14 protein-coding genes are annotated in these 21,097 nt (G+C 68.8%); 5 read left to right on the forward strand and 9 right to left on the reverse strand.

Going from position 1 to position 21,097, the window contains the following annotated elements:
• Window positions 1-636: 636 nt before the first annotated feature.
• Complete coding sequence (locus tag IT359_15160; GenBank protein ID MCC6930322.1) at window positions 637-2,610, reverse strand: amidohydrolase; 1,974 nt, start codon at window positions 2,608-2,610, stop codon at window positions 637-639.
• 65 nt (window positions 2,611-2,675) lie between these two features.
• Here IT359_15160 and IT359_15165 point away from each other — a divergent pair, with 65 nt between their 5' ends.
• Complete coding sequence (locus IT359_15165) at window positions 2,676-4,511, forward strand: hypothetical protein (protein ID MCC6930323.1); 1,836 nt, start codon at window positions 2,676-2,678, stop codon at window positions 4,509-4,511.
• A 40-nt stretch (window positions 4,512-4,551) separates the two neighbouring features.
• Here the strand turns inward: IT359_15165 and IT359_15170 are convergent, their stop codons facing one another.
• Together IT359_15170 and IT359_15175 are read right to left on the reverse strand one after the other, a co-directional pair.
• Window positions 4,552-5,433 (reverse strand): serine/threonine-protein phosphatase, encoded by an 882-nt coding sequence (locus tag IT359_15170; protein ID MCC6930324.1) that lies wholly within the window; start codon window positions 5,431-5,433, stop codon window positions 4,552-4,554.
• A 21-nt stretch (window positions 5,434-5,454) separates the two neighbouring features.
• Window positions 5,455-7,005: an FAD-dependent oxidoreductase gene (locus tag IT359_15175; GenBank protein MCC6930325.1), complete on the reverse strand. Its 1,551-nt coding sequence runs from the start codon at window positions 7,003-7,005 to the stop codon at window positions 5,455-5,457.
• A 226-nt stretch (window positions 7,006-7,231) separates the two neighbouring features.
• Here IT359_15175 and IT359_15180 point away from each other — a divergent pair, with 226 nt between their 5' ends.
• The 3 genes from IT359_15180 to IT359_15190 all read left to right on the forward strand — a co-directional run bounded on the left by IT359_15180 (window position 7,232) and on the right by IT359_15190 (window position 11,000).
• Entirely contained in the window at window positions 7,232-7,702 is a 471-nt protein-coding gene (locus IT359_15180) for a RidA family protein (protein MCC6930326.1), read from the forward strand.
• A 33-nt stretch (window positions 7,703-7,735) separates the two neighbouring features.
• Window positions 7,736-9,655 (forward strand): hypothetical protein, encoded by a 1,920-nt coding sequence (locus IT359_15185; GenBank protein ID MCC6930327.1) that lies wholly within the window; start codon window positions 7,736-7,738, stop codon window positions 9,653-9,655.
• A gap of 157 nt (window positions 9,656-9,812) precedes the next feature.
• Window positions 9,813-11,000, forward strand: a complete 1,188-nt coding sequence (locus tag IT359_15190; protein MCC6930328.1) for a PepSY domain-containing protein — start codon at window positions 9,813-9,815, stop codon at window positions 10,998-11,000.
• 513 nt (window positions 11,001-11,513) lie between these two features.
• Here IT359_15190 and IT359_15195 read toward each other — a convergent pair.
• From IT359_15195 to IT359_15220, 6 genes are all read right to left on the reverse strand, one after another.
• Window positions 11,514-13,574 carry an Ig-like domain-containing protein gene (locus IT359_15195; GenBank protein MCC6930329.1) on the reverse strand — a complete coding sequence of 687 codons (2,061 nt, stop codon included), beginning with the start codon at window positions 13,572-13,574 and terminating at the stop codon, window positions 11,514-11,516.
• Window positions 13,575-13,995: 421 nt separating this feature from the next.
• On the reverse strand, window positions 13,996-15,318 hold the full coding sequence (locus tag IT359_15200; protein ID MCC6930330.1) for a DUF58 domain-containing protein: 1,323 nt from the start codon (window positions 15,316-15,318) through the stop codon (window positions 13,996-13,998).
• Window positions 15,319-15,330: 12 nt separating this feature from the next.
• Window positions 15,331-16,323: a MoxR family ATPase gene (locus IT359_15205; protein MCC6930331.1), complete on the reverse strand. Its 993-nt coding sequence runs from the start codon at window positions 16,321-16,323 to the stop codon at window positions 15,331-15,333.
• Window positions 16,302-17,573 (reverse strand): hypothetical protein, encoded by a 1,272-nt coding sequence (locus IT359_15210; GenBank protein ID MCC6930332.1) that lies wholly within the window; start codon window positions 17,571-17,573, stop codon window positions 16,302-16,304. Before IT359_15210 ends, IT359_15205 begins: the two co-directional genes overlap by 22 nt.
• A gap of 1 nt (window position 17,574) precedes the next feature.
• A complete protein-coding gene (locus IT359_15215; protein MCC6930333.1) occupies window positions 17,575-18,243 on the reverse strand; it encodes a hypothetical protein in 669 nt (222 codons plus the stop codon).
• The gene (locus IT359_15220; protein MCC6930334.1) at window positions 18,243-19,007 is read right to left on the reverse strand and encodes a hypothetical protein; all 765 of its coding nucleotides are present in this window, start codon (window positions 19,005-19,007) and stop codon (window positions 18,243-18,245) included. Before IT359_15220 ends, IT359_15215 begins: the two co-directional genes overlap by 1 nt.
• A 197-nt stretch (window positions 19,008-19,204) precedes the next feature.
• Between IT359_15220 and IT359_15225 the strand changes: the two genes are divergently transcribed.
• Entirely contained in the window at window positions 19,205-20,938 is a 1,734-nt protein-coding gene (locus tag IT359_15225) for a stage II sporulation protein M (GenBank protein ID MCC6930335.1), read from the forward strand.
• Window positions 20,939-21,097 lie beyond the last annotated feature (159 nt).

Raw genomic sequence — 21,097 nt, forward strand, 5'->3', positions numbered from 1 at the left:
CGGAGGACGCACGGAGGCACGGAGGACCACGGAGAACAACAGTGCCAAGGTTTCCCCCGTGTACCTCCGTGCCTCCGTGTGTCCTCCGTGTTGAAAGCTCTTAAGAAGACCAGAACCGCGACGAGTGCCAGGAATGCGGTGCGTCATCGTGGAATGGTCTTGTAGCCGGGCGGAAAGACAAGCGCGCGAAAGCGCCGGTACGGCGAGCGGTCAACGAAGTTCAACTACTCAAACCTTTGAACACGGCGGACACACGGAGGCACGGAGGACCACGGAGAACAACAATGCCAAGGTCTTCCCCGTGTACCTCCGTTCCTCCGTGTGTCCTCCGTGTTGAAAGCTCTTAAGAAGACCAGAACCGCGACGAGTGGCAGGAATGCGGTGCGTCATCTTGGAATGGTCTTGTAGCTGGGCGGAAAGACAAGCGCGCGAAAGCGCCGGTACGGCGAGCGGTCAACGAAGTTCAACTACTCAAACCTTTGAACACGGCGGACACACGGAGGCACGGAGGACCACGACGAACAGTAGTGCCAAGGTCTCCCCCGTGTACCTCCGTTCCTCCGTGTGTCCTCCGTGTTGAGAGCTCTTGGAAGAAACCAGAACCGCGACGAGTGCCAGGGAAAGGCTCGCCCACCCTCACATCCGCGACCGCTCGAACACCACACGCCCGCCGACGATCGTCAGTAGAACCTTCACATCCTTGATGGCCTCGGGTGCGATGGCGAAGAGGTCGTGATCCAGCACGGTCAGGTCGGCGAGCATCCCCGGCATCACCTTGCCTCGCGTCGCTTCCTCACCCATGGCGTAGGCGTTGTTGGCGGTGTAGTTCCGCAGCGAACTCTCGAGGTCGAGCTTCTCTTGCGGCTGCCAGCCACCCTCGGGCTTTCCATCGAGTGTTTTACGCGTGACGGCGGCGTACAGGATCTTCATCGGGTCGGCGGTATACCACGAGGCGTTCGTCCCCGGCCAGTCGGAGCCGAAGGTGAGGCGCACGCCGGCGTCCTGCAGCGTCCGGAACGCATAGGCCCAGCGCGAGCGCTCGCCAATGCGCTCCTCCATCCAGCGCATGTCGTCGATGGCATGGTACGGCTGCACCTCGGCGATGATCCCTAAACGTGCGTAGCGTTTCGCCACCTCGGCGTTGCGCAGTACCTGCGAATGGATGATGCGGAACCGGCGGTCGCGCGGCGGGTTCTCCGTCATCACCTTCTCATACAGCGTGAGCAGCGTGTCGATCGCCTCGTCGCCGATGGCGTGCACCTGCGGCCAGAGCCCCGCGCGGTCGGCGCCCATCAGGTTCTTCAGCATGTTGCCGGCCGGCTGCATCCCCGAACCAGGGCCGCTCGTCGCCGCCGTGTTGGTCGAGTCGCGCCACTCGCCACGCTTCCCCGAGTGCAGCTGCGGCTCGTAGAAGCGCGCCGTCGAGTTTCCCTGGATCCCGTCGACGAACCCCTTCAGTCCACCGATCCGCAGCCAGTCGTCGCCAAAGCCGTGCGGGATCCCCACCGCCGTGAGGTCGTCCCACTTGTCGAGCGTGGGGCGCGCATACACGCGCACGGTGAGTTCGCCGCGCTGCTTGAGCGCATGGTACACCGGGAGCTGCTCCGGCGGCGTGACGTCGTTGATCCCCGTGACGCCGAGTTCGTTGAGATGAGCGATGGCCACGCGCCCCTCGCGCAGGCGCTGCTCGAACGGCTTGGGAGGGATCGCCCTCTGGAGCTGCGCGAGCGCGGCGCCCGTAAGTCGTCCCGTCGCCCGGCCGTCAACGCACTCGAGCCCCGCCACCGCGCTCGCGCAATCGAGCTTGGCCGCCGACAGCGCGGCGCCGTTGGCCAGGTACGCCGTCCGATCCCAGCGCTGCAGGAAGACCGGCGTGTTCGGCGTGACCGAGTCGACGATGCTCCGGTCGGGGGAGAAACGCGCACGAGGTGTCGTCGCTGCACGAGCCGCCGCCGAGCCTGCACTGTTCGCGTTCCAGTCCTCATACGCCCCCCAATCGCCCCCCGTGATCCACGCCCCCTGCGGGAGCCGGTCACGAGCCGCCTTGACCCGTGCCGCAAAGGCGCGCGGTTCGGCTACATCCAGGAGATTCACCCCCAGCAGGAGCGCCCCGGCCTGGTTGAAGTGCGTGTGGTTGTCGATGAAGCCCGGCGTCACGAAACGCCCCTCGAGCGGAATCACGCGCGTGGTCGCTCCGCGGTGCGAGGCCACGTCGGCGTCGCTCCCCACCGTGAGGAGCTTCCCGTCGCGAATGGCCACCGCCTGCGCGTACGGCTGCGCGGTGTTCCCGGTCCAGATGCGCCCCCCGGTCAGGATCAGGTCGGCCTCCTGCGCGCGGAGTGCCGGCGCGTGGAGGGCGAGCGGCGCCAGGCAGGCCAGCATCGCCAGCGTCGTACGAACGGTGATGGAGCGTAGAGACATGAACACGCAGATGAACGAGCCGATGACCGAGCCGATGAACGAGCGAATGAGCGAGCAGATGAACGAGCCCTCGAACGCGCTGGAAGTCGGGCCGGGAGAATTGTGCGCCGCACCCCGGCCAGGCGACAGGTGGCCGTAGCGTGTGCCACCCGTTCGCGACCGCTGCCGCAGCTTCGTTCCGCCGCGCATTCTTCGCAACGCCGGACCCTTTCGCTGGGGTCGGGCGTACAGGTAGGAGCCCCTCCCCTCCCGGCATGATGGACCCGCACACCGCCCTCGCCCCCACCACTGGGCGCCCGTCGCGCGCCGCGCTCATCCCGGGCGCCGCGCTCGTCGCGGGCGCCGCGCTCCTCGCGTTGGCCGGCGCACCACGGGCCGTCGACGCTCAGGTGATGCAGGTGCGCCCCGTGACCCCCGAGGCAGCCGCGCCGAGACTGGGGGAGCTGCGCGACCAGCAGTCGCTGTTCGAGTCGTTTCGCCGCCGCAACCTCCCGCGAAAGGACTTCTCCCGCAGCGGCCCCAACACCTGCGACGAACAGGTGGGGCGCTTCTGCTACTGGTACGACGAGCGCGAGGACCCGGCCCCCGACGAGCCCACCACGATCGCCCAGGCGCGCGCCAAGCTCGTCGCCACGCTCGACTCCGCCTATCGCCTCTTTCCCGACGACCGATGGACCTCGGGGCAGCTGGTGCGCTACCTGACCGAATCGGGGAAGCTGAACGACGCGGTCGAGGCGGCCAACCGGTGCAAGGCGCCGGGCTGGTGGTGCCCCGCGCTGCGCGGCTTCGCGTTGCATCTGGCGGGGCGCTTCGCGGAGAGCGACAGCGCCTGGGAGCGCGCCCTCGACGGCATGGACGATCGCCAACGCTGCGACTGGCGCGACATGAAGCTGGTGGTCGACGACGCCCTGCTCCGCGAGTACCGCGAGATGGGATGCGCCAGGCGCACGGCCTTCGAGGAACGCATCTGGTGGCTGGCGCGCCCCATGCTCTCGCTCGAGGGGAGCGATACACGCTCCGAGTTCTTCTCCCGTCGCATGTACTCGGCCTTCATCCAGGACGCTCCATCGGTCTATGAGATGGGGTTCGATGACGACGAGCGCGAACTCCTCCTGCGCTACGGCTGGCCCCGCGCCTGGACGCAGCACGAGGTCTATACCAGCGGCCGAGGGAAGATCCAGGTCATCACGGGGCACGAACCGGCCCCCGCACCGCCCATGCTCCCCGTGGCCGCCACGGTGCGCAACCCGGCGCTCAGCGACTCGGTGGGGTGGCGGGGCAAGGGACTCCCCGGCGTGCGCGCTCGTTATGCACCCGACGTGGCGCGCTACCTCCTCCCGCTCACGCAGCAGTCGGCCATCTTCCGCCGCGGCGACTCGGCGCTGGTGGTGATGTCGTACGACGTGCGCAACCTAACGACGCTGGCCAAGGCGGCGGCGCGCACCGGCGACCTCGCGGCGGCGCTCGTCCTCACCAAGGGGGAGGAGAAGGATGCCTCCATCGTGCGCCTTCCCACCCCCGGCGTGCGTGGCACCATCACGGCGCGCACGTCGTGGGGGCCCATGCTGATGAGCGCCGAGGTCTCGTCGCGGCGCGATCGCACCCTGGCCCGCGCCCGCTACGGGATGCGCGCCACCGAGAACGCCGGCTCGCGCGTCGCCATCTCCGACCTCCTCCTCTTCGAGCCTTACGACGGAATGCCGCGCACGCTGGACGACGTCCTTCCGCACGTTGCGGCGTCACAGGCGGTGAAGGAAGGGAGCAAGGTCGGGATCTACTGGGAGACCTACAACACGAATCCCAGCGGCGAAGGGATCCAGGTAGCCATCACCGTCGCCCCTGAGGACGCGAAGGAAGGGGGATGGTTGCAGCGCGGGCTCACCGCGTTGCGGCTGGTCCGTGAGGCGCAACCGGTTTCGGTGGGAATGAGCGACGTCTCGGCCCGCGGCCTCGGCTTCACGCCGCGCGCCGTCGTGGTCGACCTCGCCACGCTCAAGCCCGGGCGCTACCTGATGCAGCTCGAGATCACCGCCGAGGGGACGATCCCGGTGCGCGCCGAGCGTGTGCTGACGGTGCGCGGCGGAAAGTAGGGAGGAGGGAGGCGGCCGGCAGGCGTCGTCGCGCCGATCACTACGCGAAGCGCGCCACCACGACGCTGACGTTGTCGCTCCCTCCCCCCGAGAGCGCCGCGTTCACCAGTGCCTCGCACGCCTCGCGCGCGGTGGCCGAGGAACGCAGCAGACGCCGCACCTCGTCGTTTGGGACGTGCTTGGTGAGCCCGTCACTACAGAGGAGGAGCATGTCCCCCGCCTCGAGGTCGATGAGGCCAAGCGTGGGATGCACCTCGGAACTCCCCACGGCGCTGGCCAGGGTGCGCCCCATCGGCGACTCGACCACGTGCTCGTCGCTCACGGCGCCGGTATCGAGCAGGTACTGCCCGAACGTCTGGTCGCGCGTCAGCTGCAACAAGCGCTCGCCACGCAGGTAGTAGGCGCGCGTATCGCCCACATGCACGAGGTAGGCGCGCGGAACCACGAGCATCACCATCGTCAGCGTCGTGGCCGGCGACCACTGCGAGTCGCCATTGGCCGAGAGCAGCGATTTGTGAGCCGCCATCACTGCCTCTTCCATCTTCTCGATGAAGCGCGCCTCCTCCTCGGCGTCGAAGCGATGGTAGCACCCCGTGGCGCGCCCGATGTACTCGAGCGTCGACTCCACGGCGCTGCTGCTCGCCTCGGCGCCGCCGGCGCGACCGCCCACACCGTCAGCCACCGCCATGAGCCAGGCGTCGCCGCCGTGCATGCGCGCGGTGAGGCGCTCGCGGTCGAGGTTGGTGCTCGTGACGTCAACCACCTTCCGCATGCGCGCCACGATGAAGCGGTCCTGGTTCTCCTCGGGGACGAGTCCCGTGTGGGAGAGGCCGAAGACGTCGGTGAGCATCACGGAGGCGTCGCCGCCGGGCGCCGTTGCGTCGGGGGCGGGTGTCCCCTGGGGATCGGGAGGAGTCGTCATGCCCGCAATATGGGGCTGACGCTACGCGTTGTCGTCCCAGGGATCGGAGGCCTTCTCGTATTCCTTGACCGGGAACTTGAAGGCCTCGGCGAGCTTGGGATCACCCGCGTAGCCCAGCACGCGCGTGGCGATGTACTCGCCCACCACCGGGCCGAACTTGAATCCCTCCGCCTGTCCCACACCGGCGACCCACGCGTTCTCCGTCCCCGGCAGGTGGTCGATGATGAAGTCGCGGTTGATGCTCGACTCGTAGTGGCACGAACGCGTCTCGTTCATCGGCGCAGTGGCTAACACGGGAAAGCGCTCGGCAACAAAGCGGCGCGAGCCGTCGATGCGCTCCTGCGACATCCACCGGTTGCTGGTGTCGGGGTCGGCCTGCGCCGAGTCGATGGAGGCCTGGTTGATGGCACGCTCCTGCGCCGCCTTCTTTTCTTCCTCGGATTGACCCTGCCCGGCGTTCCTGGGGGCAATGGCGCCGCGTACCCTAAAGCCGCGCAGGTCCACGGGCAGCGCCGGCCATCCCGTGACGCCGGGAAAGTTGTAGCTGGGGAGGTTGGGAAAGGTGAAGCGGTGATCGCCCTCGGGGACGCTGAAGTAGCAGACGTAACCCATCGGGATGCGCATGCGGTTCTCCAGTTCCTTCGCGAACATCTTCCGCAGCCATGGCCCCGTGCAGAAGACATACTGGTCGCCACGCACGACGCTTCCATCCTCGAGGACGACGCCGTCCATCTTCCCGTTGACGATGGCGCCGGGGCGCACGCGGGAGATGACCAGCTGCACCCCCTCGCGTTGCGCGATCGCGGCGACCGCTTGCGTCGCGGCGCGGGCGCGCGCGACCCCTGCGTCGGGCTCGGTGATGGCGATCGTGATGTCGTGCGCGGCGATCACGGGCCAGCGCTTCATCACCTCGGCGCCGTCAATGACCTCGAACTTCACCCCCTGCGCGGTCCAGAGTTCGCGCGTGCGCTTGACGAAGGGTTCGTCCTGCGCGCGGCAGATCACGTCGCCGGTCTGGTGGAAGAACTTCGTCCCGAACTCCGCGGCGTATTCGTCGTCGAAGGCGCGCCAACGCGCGATGGCGGTGCGCGCCCACGAGGTCCAGAGTTCGCCGGCGGTGGCGCGGTCGCCGTAGGATGAGCGAATGCCGCGCGTCTCATCGCCGCTCGATGCGCGCGAGTTGGCGGGGCCATAGGCATCGATCATCGTGACGCGTGCGCCGCGGCGGCGGAGATAGAGCGACGTCCATCCCCCCCACGCGCCGGCGCCGATCACGACGATGTGTCCGCTTCCGCGCGTTGCGCGAGCCGGGGCAATGCCACGCGCCGGCGCGAGCGGTTGCGCACCTCCGCCGGTCGCACAGCCGCCGATCATCAGCGCCCCAGCCCCTACACCGGCCATGCGCAGGAAGTCGCGCCGAGCCATCGGGTCGTCGATCGCCTGGGCATCGGCGAGCGGGAACGATGTGGCTGAAGAGGCGTCGCTCACCCCCGCGCCAAGCGACGTGTTGGAATGCGGGTTGGCAGGGGTGGCCCCGGTGAGGGGATCGATCGGAGCGTTCGCGTCGGACATGGGGCGACTCGTTCGGGGGATCGTCGAGAAGCGGCGAAGATGCGCCTGAGGGGGGTGGGCCGCAATCGGTGCGGCATGCGGCGCGCTCGTCGCCTCGGCATTGCCAGCGCTGCGCCGTGGGCGCACGTTGACTGCAGGTGCGGGGGCGCTGAAACGTTGCAAAGACCACGCGGGAGCGCCGGCGCCTGATTGTGAGATGGCTTCCACTCTCGAGACGAGGTTGCTGATGTCGCGTTCGCCATGGATTGCAGCCGTCGCGGTCGTTGCCGCGCTTACCGCCACGCTCGTGGTGGCCCCATCGGCGGGGGCCCAGAACCCCAAGCGTGAGGCGATCGTCCCGCCGGGATCGTCGCCCTCGCCGATCCTCACCCCGGGGATCCGCGTGGGGAACCTGGTCTACGGCTCCGGCCAGCTCGGCACGCGTCGCGAGAACCCCGACAGCACCATCGGCGGGCAGACCTCGATTGCGCTGGACAACATCAAGAAGGTGTTCGAGGCCGCGGGGACCGACATGGCGCACGCCCTCAAGTGCACCGTCTTCCTCATCGACGTGAAGGACTTTGGCGGGATGAACCAGGCGTATCGAACGTTCTTCCCCGATACGCCGCCGGCGCGCACGACGGTGGTGGTCGCGGCGCTCGTGGTGCCGGGGGCCAAGGTCGAGATCGAGTGCCTGGCGGCGATGCCGTCCAAGTAGCGACACGCGACCTTTCGCCGCCCAAGGACTTCGATGCTGATACGTTCGTCGTGGACGGCGCTCGCGATTGCGGGCGCCGTCGTCGTGTCCGGTTGCTCGCGCGACGCGGGGGACGGAGAGCAGATCGTGCCGGCGGTGGAGGTGCGGCGGTCTGTCGCGCTCGACACCTCGCCGCCGCTGGCCTGGAGCACGCATGGCGCGGGTGCGGTGCAGCTGGCGCGAGTCGCTGCGGGTTTGGGAGATGCGCGCGCCGAGAGTGCGTCGCGCACACGGTTATCGCCGCCTGACGAGGGCGGTGACGGCGATGTGGTCACCTCGCGACGCGTTGCGCCCGGCGGCGCCGATATCGAGCAGCGCGCGCACGGCACCCTTCCCCCGGCGGAGCTGGTCGCCTCGTTCGACGGGCTCGGCGCCTCGTTCACCGGACCGCAGGGGACGGCGACGCTCCGCAACCCATCCGACAACTCGCTGGCCGTCGGCCCCAACCATCTGGTGCAGGTGGTGAACACGCGCATGGCGATCTTCACCAAGCGCGGCGCCGTGTACGACAGCACCGGGCACGTGCTCTATGGTCCGGTCCCGACCAACAACCTGTTTCGAGGCTTTGGCGGGCCGTGCGAGGAGAAGAACAACGGCGACGCCGTGGTGCGCTACGATCAGTTGGCCAATCGTTGGCTGGTCGTGATGCCGCTCTTCTCGCGCGGACGCAAGGGTGAGCGCCATGGACCACCGCCCGCCGCCGGCGGTGCTGCGCGCGCCAGCGAGGTCGGGCAGGAGGGGCAACCGGGGGCCGAGCAAACGGTGCACCAACCGCCAGCCGTTGCGCCTGCAACCGCGCCCGTCACCCCCGTGGTGCCGCCGCCGGCACCGCCAGCCGCAACTCCGCGTCCTGCCCCGGCACCGCCCGACTCGCAGGGCGTCTACGGGATGTGCTACGCGGTGAGCACGAGCGATGACCCGCTGGGGAGCTACTATCGCTACGAGTTCGTTCGCCCGCTCTTCCCCGACTATCCGCGTCCCGCCATCTGGCCCGACGGCTACTACATCCCCAGCAGCACCGGCGACGACGTGATTCAGAAGCATGCCTGCGTGGTCGAGCGCGCCAGGATGCTGGCCGGTGCGCCGGCCAGCGAGCAGTGCGTCGTGATCGACGGGGTGAACTTCCTCAACAACGCCGATCTCGACGGCACGGTGCTCCCGCCGGCCGGGGCGCCGAACATCATGCTCGCCGCCGGCGGGACGCAGCTGCAAAAGGACTTCGACGACGACGGAATCCACGCGTGGAGCTTCAAGGTCGACTGGAAGGATCCCTCCCGCACGAAGGTCGTTGGCCCGGTGAAGATCGCCGTCGCCCCGTACCACTACCTGTGCGACGGACAGCTCACGAGCTGCGTCCCGCAACCGGGGACCGAGCGCCGACTGGACGCGCAGGGCGACAAGCTGATGGCGCGCGTCGTCTACCGCCGCATCGGTGCTCGTGAGTCGATCGTCGCCGTGCACTCGGTCAACACCAGCGCCGGTGCGGGGGGCGTGCGGTGGTACGAGTTCCGCGTCGGCCCCAAGCGCGTGTTGCGGCTGTACCAGCAGGGGACCTTCGCTCCCGACTCGTCGTATCGCTGGATGGCGTCGCCGGCCATGGACCGCGTGGGAAACATCGGGATCGGCTACTCGTTTGGCGGGACGCCGCACTTCGCCGGACAGCGCCTTGCCGGGCGGCGAGCCGGAGACCCGAGGGGGCGGCTCACGCTGCGGGAGCACGTCCTCGTGGAGGGGGGCGGAGCGCAGGCCAACACGTTGCGGTGGGAGGACTACACACAGACAGCGATCGACCCCTCCGACGATTGCACGATCTGGTACGTGGGAGACTATCTCCGTGCCGGCGACGCGAACTATTCGACGCGCATCGGGGGGTACCGGCTGCCGGGGTGTCTCGCCAGGCGGGGGCCGACGTAACTTCCGCCTCGACCGAAACTCCATGCCGTTGAACATCTCCGCCGAACCTCTGCACATCGTGGACGACAGGAACGTTGACCCAAGCGCGCGCGCACTCGGCCCTCACGGGTCGCTTGCCCGGACCGTCCTTTTCTGGCTTCATCTCGCATGCGGCGTCGTGACGGGGATCATCATCCTCGTGATGTCGGTCACGGGAGTCCTCCTCACGTACGAGAAGCAGGTCATCGCCTGGTCCGACGCGCGGGCGCTGTCGCCGAGCCCGCAGGCGAGGGGAAGTTCGCTTCCGATCGACTCGCTCGTGCGCCTCGCGCAGCGATCCGCGCCCGGGCTCAAGGCATCCGGCGTGACCGTCTCGTCAGGCGCAACGCACCCCGTCAAGGTGAGCTTCGGGCGTGACGGGGTGCGCTACCTCGACGCAGCGGACGGCGCCGTCCTGGGCAGTGGCAACGCCTCGACGCGCAAGTTCCTGTCGGCGATCACCGCCTGGCACCGCTGGCTTGGCGCGACCGACGACGGACGTGACGTGGCGCGGGCGATCACGGGCGCCTCGAACCTCGCCTTCCTCGGCCTGGTGGTGAGTGGCTTCTTCCTCTGGTTCCCGCGCATCCTCACGTGGACGCGTGTTCGCGCCGTGCTCTGGTTCCGGGGCGGGTTGCGGGGCAAGGCGCGCGACTTCAACTGGCACCACGTGCTGGGGATCTGGTCGCTCGTTCCCCTCCTGCTGATCGTCTCGTCAGGCGTGGTGATCTCGTATCGATGGGCGGGTGACCTAGTCTTCCGTCTCGCCGGCGAGGCACCGCCAGCGCCCTCGGCACCGCCCGCGTCTTCGGCACCGCCCGCGGCGCAGGGAGGGCCTGGCGGGGCGGGTGGAGCGCGTGTACCGGGTGGAGCTGCCGGAGAACGCGGAAGCGCCGAGGGCGGCTCCGTTCCTGTCCGCTACGAACCGTTGATCGACGCGGCCGCGGCCAAGGTTCCCACCTGGCGCACGATCACCATCCCGCTCCCGGTGAGCGCCGAGAAGCCAGTAGCCGTCGCGATCGACGCCGGCAGCGGGGGACAGCCGCAACTCCGCTCGACGCTCACGCTCGACGCAACGTCGGCGCGGGAGAAGGCGTGGCTCCCCTTCGCGGAGCAGAGCGCCGGTCGCAAGGCGCGCTCATTCCTTCGCTTCGCGCACACCGGCGAGTACTACGGCCTGATGGGACAAACGATCGCCGGACTCGTGACGCTAGCCACGGTCGTCCTGGTCTGGACCGGGATCGCCCTCGCGCTCCGCCGCCTGGCCGCCTCGCTGCGCCGTCGCGATCACGAGCCGCGGCATCGCGGGCTATCGAGCGCTGCCTAACGCTTCGTGGCCGCGCGGACGTATCGATCGGTCGGCGATCGTCAACAACCACAAGCCTTCAACACGGAGGACACACGGAGGAACGGAGGTACACGGAAACGGCGATCCTGAGCTCTCCTCCGTGCTCCTCCGTGTCTCCGTGAGTCCTCCGTGTTGAAAGCACTTGGAACACCAAGAATCGCAACGACCGCCAGATACTCCGCGGTGGAGAATGGTTCTGCACCTCGACGCCGCGGCCGGCGCGCGCACGCGACCAAAGGTCGATTGGTTGAGAAAGTTCAAGGACCACAAGCTTTCAACACGGAGGAACGGAGGTACACGGGAACGGCGATCCTGAGCTCTCCTCCGTGTTCCTCCGTGTCTCCGTGAGTCCTCCGTGTTGAAAGCACTTAGCACAGCAAGAATCGCAACGAGTGTTCGGCTGTGCCCACCTAAGCCCCCCGACCCCAGCCTTCGCTGGGGCAGGCTTCTCGTCCCCAGCCTTCGCTGGGGCAGGCTTCTCGTCTTCTGCCCCTAAGGCACTATCGTCGCCTTCGGCTCCATCCTGACTATCCACAGCCCGCTGTTCATGTCGTTGATGAACGCGAGGCCGTTCTTCACCACGACGCCCCAGGTCATTGTGGCGTTGGGGATCTTCCCTTGCGGCGATTGCGGCTGGAAGTGGGTGATCTCGCGACCCTGATGCTGCAAGTTGCCGCGCAGTTCGCCCGAGACGTCGAAGGCGTGGAAGCCTGAGTTGTACGCACCCATGTAGAGCGTGTCGCCCGCCGCCCAGACGTTGTGCACCCCGCCGAATTCGGGCTCGTACCAGGCGACGCTCCTCGGCTTGGTGATGTCGCTGACGTCGATCACCTGCAAACGCCCGTAGGCGCGCCCGACGCGTCCTCCAAGCGCGGCTTGCACCTCGGCGGGATCGAAGACCTCATCGGCAATGAAGACGTAGTTCTTGTGACGCCACGCGGTGTGCGTCCCGCGGATGTAGCCGGTCGCCCCCTCGGTTTCCAGGCGCGAGGCGTAGATGGCGTCGAGGTCGTACTTGTATTGCGCCACTACCACCGGGTTGGAGGGCGTCCCGCCGCGCATCCCGTTGCCCACGTCGAGGATGATCAATCCGTCGTTCCACCAACTGCCGTAGAGGAGCCCGTCCTGCACGTCGACGTCGTGCAAGGTGCGCCCCGCATCCGAGCTGGGCGGGCGCGACGGTCTCCACTGCGAGACCTGTCGCGGCGCGGCTGGGTTGTCGATGTTGATGACGTGGACCGCGCCCGTGCCGTCATTCGTGATGTAGGCATGGCGCCCATACTTTGGGTCGGTGTAGATGAACGCCGAGTGGACCCCGGAGGTCACGCCATCCGTGAAGTCGGCGACCTTCTTCGGGTGCAGCGGATCCTCGAGCGTGGCGATGACGATCCCGTTCTTCCGGTTGTCGGCCCCTTCGCGCGTGAAGACCATGACCTCGCCCTTCTCGTCGGTCATGATGTCATTCACGACGCGGAAGTTCTCGATGACCGAGTCGGCAATGACGGGCTTGGTCGGGTCGGCGATGTTGATCACGTAGAAGCGATCGCCGCCGGCGTGCGTCCCGAGATACGCGACTTTCCCGTTGGGGTGCACCCACACCTCGGAGGTGACGAAGGCGGTGCGCAGCACGGAGCCGACGACGGTTGCCTTGCGGCGCACGTTGCGATCGGTGAGGGTGACCGAGGCATCACCCGAGAGGCGCCCGAAGTTGGCGCTCACGAGATAGGTCCCGGGATCGAAGCCGACAAAGCCGCCATCGCTCCCGATCTCGCCGCGTCCGGGGGAGAAGGTCCAACTCGGCGTGAGCCCCGGGATCGCCCTCCCGGTCGCGTCCTTGACCTGCACGGCGAAGTGCAGGACGTCACCCTGCCGTGCACTGGTGGCCGCCGGTGTCACCGTCACCGTGGCCCCGTTGGCGCTGACGACGTCGACGTCGATCGCCCGTTCGGCAGCCCCGGCGGCTGCAACTATGCGCGCCTTCCCTATGGCGAGCGCGGAGACGAGCCCCGTCTCGCTGACGCGCACGATGGCCGGCGCGGACGACTTCCAGGCGACAGGCTCGGTCGCCGAATCGCCGTCCGCGGACCGGGCCACCGCCGACAGCTGCAATCGCTGCCCGGCGAGGAGCCGGGTCGGCTGCGGGGTGACGGCGACACTGGTCGCCCTCCCTGGCACCATGAGCACGTCGACCTTGCGCGTCAACGGGCGCGAGCCGGGGACGATGGCGGAGATGACGACGGGGAACTTCCCCACCGCCCCGGACGTGACGAGCCCCATCGAGTCCACCGTGGCCTCGAAGGCACCACCGAAGTAGCGGACCTTGACGCCCGGAAGCGCCTTCCCGCCCTCATCGACGACCATCGCCGTCAGCCGCAACGTGTCCCGGGCAACCACGCGCGGATTGGCCGGCGTGACGACGATCCGAGGGCCGCCTGCCTGCGCCGAGATGATCGCCGGGGCGAGGCTCGCACTGGCGAGCGCGCCTGCCAGCGCGCGTGCGAGCGCGCCTGCCAGCGCGCGTGCGAGCGTTGCGGCAAGAGAGGGAGAGCGCATTCGACGGGAGGGGTTGAGGGGGCGATGGGCGGTCGCGGGAGGCTGAAGATGGTGCGGCGGGCGTTCGCGGTCAAAGCGGGTGTGCCCGTTCAAGGTCCTTCGACGCGACCACTCGGCGTCGACTTCCTGGATCGGCGCCCTCTCCGCGTTTGGTCAAGCGCCTTCACCACAGAGAACACAGAGTTGCACGGAGCACTGAAGCGCACGATGAAGCTCCATCGCGATCGTCACTCCACTCCGTGTAACCCGGCGTTCCCTGTGGTGAAAGCTCGTTGCGGTTCCCGCCCCAACTCCTCCCCAGCCATCACCAGGCCAGACCTCACGTCCCCAGCCTTCGCTGGGGCAGGCTTCTCGTCCCCAGCCTTCGCTGGGGCAGGCTTCTCGTCTTCTCGTCCTCTCGTCCTCTCGTCCTCTCGCACAGCTACAGCGTCCCCCGCCGCTTGAGACGGTTGTACTGCTCCACGACTGCCTCCGCCGCACCCGCGGGCGCGACATCGAGGACCAGCACTCCCTGCGCACGCATCTCGGCGAGTGCGAACTCGCGTGACTGGAGCAGCTCCTCGGCGGCGGCGCGCTCGAACGCCCCGTGCACGGTCGCCGGGCGCGCGGTGGCGAGGGCGTCGAGCGCGGGGTCGCGAAGGGCGACGGCGAGCGGAAGATGACGCGGACGCAGGGCGCCTACCTGCGCCACGAGCGCCTCGCTCGCGGTGCGGTCGATGACGTCGGTGAAGACGACGGTGAGTGCGCGGCGGCGGTTGCGCTGGGCGAGATACGCGAAGGCGCCGGGATAGTCGGGCTCGACCACGGTCCCGCGCACCATGGCCAGCGCGTCGAGCACGCCGCGCAGCGCCCGGCGCCCGCGCGCCGGGGCCAGGTAGTGCTGCACCGCATCGGCAAAGACCATCAGCCCAACGTTATCGTCATGGTCGGCCGCGGCGTGCGCCAGCTGCAACGCGGCCTCCACCACGAACTCCAGGCGCGAGCGCCCCTGCGATTCGGCGGTGAGCATGCGACCGGCGTCGATCACGATGAGCACCTGCTGGCGCCGCTCGTCCTCGTACTGACGAACCATCGGCTTGCCGCGGCGCGCGGTCGCCTTCCAGTCAATGGTGCGCGTGTCGTCGCCCTGCACCCACTCTCGCAGCGACTCGAAGACGCGCCCTTCCCCCAGCCGCCGCACGTTGCGCAGCCCCACCTCACGCCGACGCTGCGCCTGCGTGGGAAGGGCTCGCAGCGAGGCGCCCACGAGCGTGGGATACACGGTCACCTGCCACGGCAACGGAACACGGAGCGGGCGCCACGCCAGTCCCCAGGGGGATTGCACCCGCAGGTGCAACGCCCCCTCCCCCGCCTTGCCGCGCGCCACTGGGCGCACGTCGTGCCGCTCGTACAGCGGGGACTCCGGCGGGAGCACGAGCGTCCGCTCCGCGCCACCGGCGAGCGAGAGGATCGGCGGGAGCGCCTCCACGACCTGCACGGTGGTGCGACGCGGCAGGTGCGACTGCCAGCGATAGCTCACCGGCAGCGATCGCCCTAACGAGAAGGCGGGGGGCGACTCGCGCTGCACGGAAACGTCCTTCGTCTCGATCCCCCACGCGCGCCACGTATCGATCGCCAGGAGCGCCACCCACGCCAGGTCGAGCACCACGAGGAGGAGCGACGCCCCGCTCCACACCAGGGCAAGCGGCGCCACCAGCGCCAGAGCGGCGGCGCCGATGAACCAGCGACGCGAGGGAATGGGCATCGCCGCCGCTCGCTAGGCGCGCGGTGCCTCGACGCGCTCGAACAGCGTCTGCACCGCCGCATCAGGCGTCACCCCTTCCAGCTCCAGCTCCGGCGCCACCTGCACGCGATGGCGCAGCACCGCCGGCGCCAGCGACTTCACGTCGTCCGGGACGACAAACGCGCGCCCATCGAGCAGCGCCGCTGCCTGCGACAGGAGGAGGAGCGCCACCGAGGCGCGCGGCGACGCGCCTAACGTCAGCGTCGGCGTCTCGCGCGTGGTCCGCACCAGTGCCGTGATGTAGGCGACGATGGACGGTTCGACACGTACCTGCCGCGCCGCACCGCGCAATGCCTCCAACCCCTCGGCGTCCATCACCCGCTCGATCCCGAACGACGACGGCGTGGCGGCATCGAATCCCCCCAGCACACGCCCCAGCATCCCTTGCTCTGCGTCGTTTGGTGGATAGCGCAGCAGGACCTTCACCAGGAAGCGATCGAGCTCCGCCTCGGGCAGCGGATACGTCCCCTCGAACTCGATCGGGTTCTGCGTGGCGAAGACGGTGAAGCCGTGGGAGAGCGATCGCGTCTCGCCATCGACGGTCACCGCACGCTCCTGCATCGCCTCGAGCATTGCCGCCTGCGTCTTGGCCGGCGCGCGGTTGATCTCGTCGCCAAGGACGAGATCGGCGAAGAGGGGTCCCGGCCTGAACGAGAAGCTCCCCTGCGCGCCCAGGAAGTTCACCCCCGTGATGTCCGACGGCATCAGGTCTGGCGTGAACTGGATGCGGCGAAACGAGAGCCCTAACGACTGCGCCAGTGCGCGCACCAGGAGCGTCTTCGCTGTCCCCGGCGGACCCTCGAGGAGGACGTGCCCGCGCGCCATCAGCGCCAGCAACGACTCGCGAATCGCCTCGCGCTGCCCCAGCACCACGCGCTCGAGCTGGGCCATGAGCTGCTGGGCGGAATCGGCGTGCCGCTCGACGTCGGCGGCGGTGAGCGGGATCAGGGGCGAAGGGATTGCCACACATCCTCCACGGCATTGGCGGCGCCGAGCACCGCGGTTTCCGGTAGTGCCTGTCGAGTGTCGTTCGCCGTGCGTTGCAGCTGCTCGGCGCTTGCTCGCACACGCTGATTAGGGGCATGGGCCACGAAGGCATCGAGCCACGCACGCCAGTCGTCGCGCGAGGCGGCGCTGGCCGGCGTCGCGGCGAGCCGGCGCCGCAACCCGCGCACCATCGCCGCCACCGCCTCGCGATGCCCGCGCGCCGCGGCGAGCGCCGTCGCCAGCGCCCGCACATGCTCCAGCGGGGAACGGCGCTGCCGAGGAATCGCGGCACGCACCGGACCAATGCGCACACCGCTGGCCAGCAACGCGAGCAACCCGACGACGATCAGTTGCCAGGCCATCCACCCCAGCGGGTTCTGCGCACTCCAGGCCATCGCCACCCCCGCCATCGATCCACCGCTCCCATAGCCGTGATGGTACTCGTCGAAGACCACGCGGCTCCCCATGGTGCGCACCGACTCGAGGATGAACGGACCGGTGGACGACTGCCGAAGCTGGCGGTTGCGAAGGAGCGCCGCGTCGGCGACGAGGAGCACGCGGCGCCCGCTGGCGACCGTCAGCAGCAACATGGCCGCGTGCCCCTTCGTCGTCACGAGGAGTGTGTCGACGGCGCGCACGGTCGGCCGGGGACACACGGCGGCATCGAGCGGCCCTTCCGCCGAGAGCATCGCCTTCCGCGCGCTGTCGCCGAGGGGCTTCAGGTGGGCATGCACCCACGCCGCGGCCGTATCCGCCCCTCTCCCCGGAGGAGCGACGCGCACCGAGTCGAAGATGCCGTCCTCGATGTCGTATCCCAGGCAGTTCGCGATCGACATCCGCACGTCGCCAGCGACCAGGAGGTTGCTCCCGCGAGGTGCCGTGAGCATCCGGACGATGACCGCACGCTCGCGCGACGAGACGAGCCTCGTCGGCGCCACGACGGCAAAGGTGGTCGCGGCGCTGACGACCTCGCTGGTGTCACCCTCTGCCGTCACGTTGGCATCGCTCGTCGCGAACAGCATGGGGCGCTCGCGCCATCGGTCGGTCGCAATCCCCAAACCGCCGAGAGCTTCATACAACCCGCTCAACCCGGGGCGCCCCGTGGCAAAGGTCGAGGCGCGCGGATCGGGATCTTCCTGCGCGCGAAAGCGCCGGCCGCTGGCGAAGGCGATGATGAAGAGGAGGCACGCCACCCCGATGGCGGCGAAGAACTGCGTGCGCACCCTCATCCTACGTCACACGCCGGAAGCGATCGGCGACGGCGAGCGCGCGCCACCGGTCAAAGGCGAGGCCATCGAGCGGGGCGCGGGCAAAGGCGTAGTGGTACATCTCGCGCACCAACCCGCGCATGTCGCGGCGCCCGTCTTCCGTGAGCGACGCATCGCGCACGTATTCGTTGGGCGTCTTGCTGGGATGGAAGCGCATCACCTGTCGCGCGTCGAGTTCGAGCACCAGGCGCAGGAACTCGGCCTGCATCGCCCCCGCGTAGTCGCCCAGTGCAGCCAGCCGCGCCGACTCGCGCGTGTACCAGGTGGCGTCGCGCGGGGCACTCGCCGGTCCCGCCGTCTCGCGTTGCGCCTGGCGGCTCCCGTGCCGCAGCGTGCGCAACGCCACCCACCCCGCGTGCGCCAGGATGAGCGCGAGCACGCCCACGAGCGCCCACACCACCGCGTTGAAGGTGGCCGGGTTGGTGCGTTGCAGCTCATCCACCCAGCGTAGCAGCCCCCCCCACAGGCGGCGCAGCGCCCCGAACGGATCCTCCCGCGCCTCCCACCGATAGGCAGGCGCCGCGAAGACCGAGTCGATCGTGGCGCGCAGCGAGTCGGCGCGCGCCGGCGACAGCGCCGGCGGGAGCGCCGACCCCTGCAGCAGGAGAGTGAGCGGCGGTGCGATCGGCATCACCCCGGCTGCTGCAACGACGTCGCCAGCATCTCGAGGTCAAACCCTTCCTTGCGCACTCGCATGTCGTAGTAGAGCACCGTCGTGAGCGCGTAGAAGAAGGGGAACACGAGGATCTGCAGCACCGAGACCACGAGCTGCGCCAGCAGCTGCAACGTGGACTCGGTGACGTCGCCGCCGGCACCGGCGACCACGAAGGCGCCGATCGCCATCCCCGGGATGAACAGGAGGATCACCGCCACCATCAGCGCGCCGAAGATCTTCAGGCGTTCCCCCTTCGTGAGTGCCCAGCTGCGCCCCATCGCCGCCGTCCCGCCCGCAATGTCTTCCAGCACCAGCGCCGACGGGGTGAGCATGAGTCCGCACGCAATGATGATCCCCGGAATGATGAGGAAGAGGAAGCCCACCCCCATCAGGAGCGACATGAGGATCGACGTCCCGATCAGCCGCCCCAGGTAAGGCGTGGAGCGCTGGAATGCCTCCCCGACGGGGAGCGCGCTGCCCAGGTACGTCTCGGCAACGAGGAAGGTCGACGTCGCGGAACCCACGGAGCCAAGGACGAGCGAGAGTCCCATGCTCAGCGCCCACAGCCCCGGCTGCTGCGTGGGTCCACCCGCGCTTTCGACGAAGATGCCAATCGCCAGCGGGATCGACTGCGTGAGGATGGAGACGATGAGGAGCGGAACGAACAGCAGCCTGTAGATCCCGAACGCAGTGTCGAGTACCTCACCTAGCGACATCGGACGCAACACGGGAATTCGCATCAGTGCCTCCTCTCGGCAACCCGGATGAACCCACCCTGCACAATTCTCACGCCAAATGCGCTTCTATGGAAGCGCTGGGCGGCATCGTATGTTGCAGATGACGACCGGCACGGCGTGCGCGCACCGTGCGCTCGGCGTGCCAGGCGTGGTTCGCTCCTGCGCCCGAACTATCAGCCCCGCTCGCCCCGTTCGCCCAGATGGCCGTTGCCACGGATTACCGCCAGCACCTGGAGGTCGAGACGCCGGAACACGTCGTCATCGACTACGAGATTGCCGGGTTGGGGAGTCGTGGCCTGGCGACGATCATCGACACGACGATCGTCATCCTGCAGATGGTGGCGCTGCTGTTCGTGATGATCAAGCTCCGGGAGGTGACGGAGCTCGATATGTCGTGGATTTTCCCGCTCGTGCAGTTCGGGTTGTTGTGGGGCTACTTCGCCTTCTTCGAGGGGTTCCGCGACGGGCAGACGCCGGGCAAGCGGTGGATGGGGATCCGTGTGATCCGGGACACCGGGCATCCGGTCACGATGCGCGAGGCGGCGGCGCGGAACATCCTGCGCGTGGTCGACTTCATGCCGCCGCCGTACTTGTTAGGCATCCTGTTCGTCGCCTTCCATCCGCGCGGCAAGCGTATCGGCGACCTGGTGGCGGGGACGGTGGTGGTGCGCGACCGCCCCACCGAGTCGCCGGCGCCGACGGCGGAGGAGGAGCTGCCGGCGGTGGCGGGGGCGCCGCAGCTCGGCGACGAGGAGTACCGGGTGCTGCGCGAGTTCGTGGCGCGCGCGCCGAAGCTCCCGGGGGATGCGCGCACGCGCCTGGCGTTGCCGCTGGCGGCGCGCCTTGCCGACCGGTACCCCACGCGCCCCGCGAACCACGTCGCCTTCCTCACGCAGGCATATCGCGACGAGACGGCGCGGCGGCGCAGCCGCTTTGCGGCTGGCGGCCAGCGGAGCGCGGCCGAGCGCCTGGTGGCGCGGAAGGGGGGGCGCTGGGACGCCTTCGACAGGATGGCAATGCGGGCAACGCAGCGCGGCCTCGACGACCTGACGGCCGCCGAACTCCCCGACTTCGCGGCGCGCTACCGTGAAGTGGCCGCCGACCTGGCGCGCGTGCGCACCTATGGCGCCGATGCACGCACGCGCCTTCGCCTGGAGCGGCTGGTGGCAACGGGACACAACCTGCTCTACCGCGACGACCGCAAGACGTGGACGCGCCTGGGGCGCTTCGTGGCGATCGAGTGCCCGGCCGCGGTGGTCCACGCCTGGCGCCTCGTCCTGCTCGCCGCCCTCGCCTTCTCGATCCCCGCGTTAGGCGGCTATGCCGCGTTGCGCGAGCGTCCGGCGCTGGCCGAGGAAGTCCTCCCCGCCGTCATGCTCGAGCGCGCCGAGGAGGGAAAGCGCGAGCTGGCCGCGGGGCGCGGCTACGCGCAGGCGCAGTCGGACGACCGGGCGTCGATCGCCTCGTTCATCGCGACCAACAACATGGGCGTCGCCTTTTCGTGCTTTGCCGGGGGGATCGTGCTGGGGGTCGGCTCGCTCGCCTCCCTCGCCTTCAACGGCCTGGCGTTAGGCGCGGCCACGGCGCACTTCCAGAACAACGGTCTGCTCGCCTACCTGTGGACCTTCATTGCCGGGCACGGAGTGCTGGAGCTGTTCGCGATCTTCTGCGCCGGCGCCGCCGGCCTCCTCCTGGGGCTCGCCATTGTGCGCCCCGGCGCATACTCGCGGCGCGACGCGCTCGTCCTCAACGCGCGCACCGCCATGCGGCTGGTCGGGACTGCAGTCGTCCTCCTGCTGGTGGCCGGGGCAATCGAGGGCTTCCTCTCCACCAGCGGGGCGTCGCCGACCGTGAAGTTCGTGACCGGAGCTGCGACGGCGTTGCTGCTCGTGGCGTATTTGGGGATTGGAGCACGTTCTACCAACAAGGCCTGAAGCTCGACACCGAGGATTCACGGGGCTGACACTTGTCAAAAAGCTCGACACGGAGGTCCACGGAGGATTCACGGAGGTTTACGGTGATTCGCCGACGACCTCCGTGAACCTCCGTGAGACCTCCGTTCACCTCCGTGTCGAGCTTTCTTGTGCTTGAAA

Source organism: Gemmatimonadaceae bacterium (assembly GCA_020852815.1).
In the GTDB taxonomy this organism is placed as follows: domain Bacteria; phylum Gemmatimonadota; class Gemmatimonadetes; order Gemmatimonadales; family Gemmatimonadaceae; genus SCN-70-22.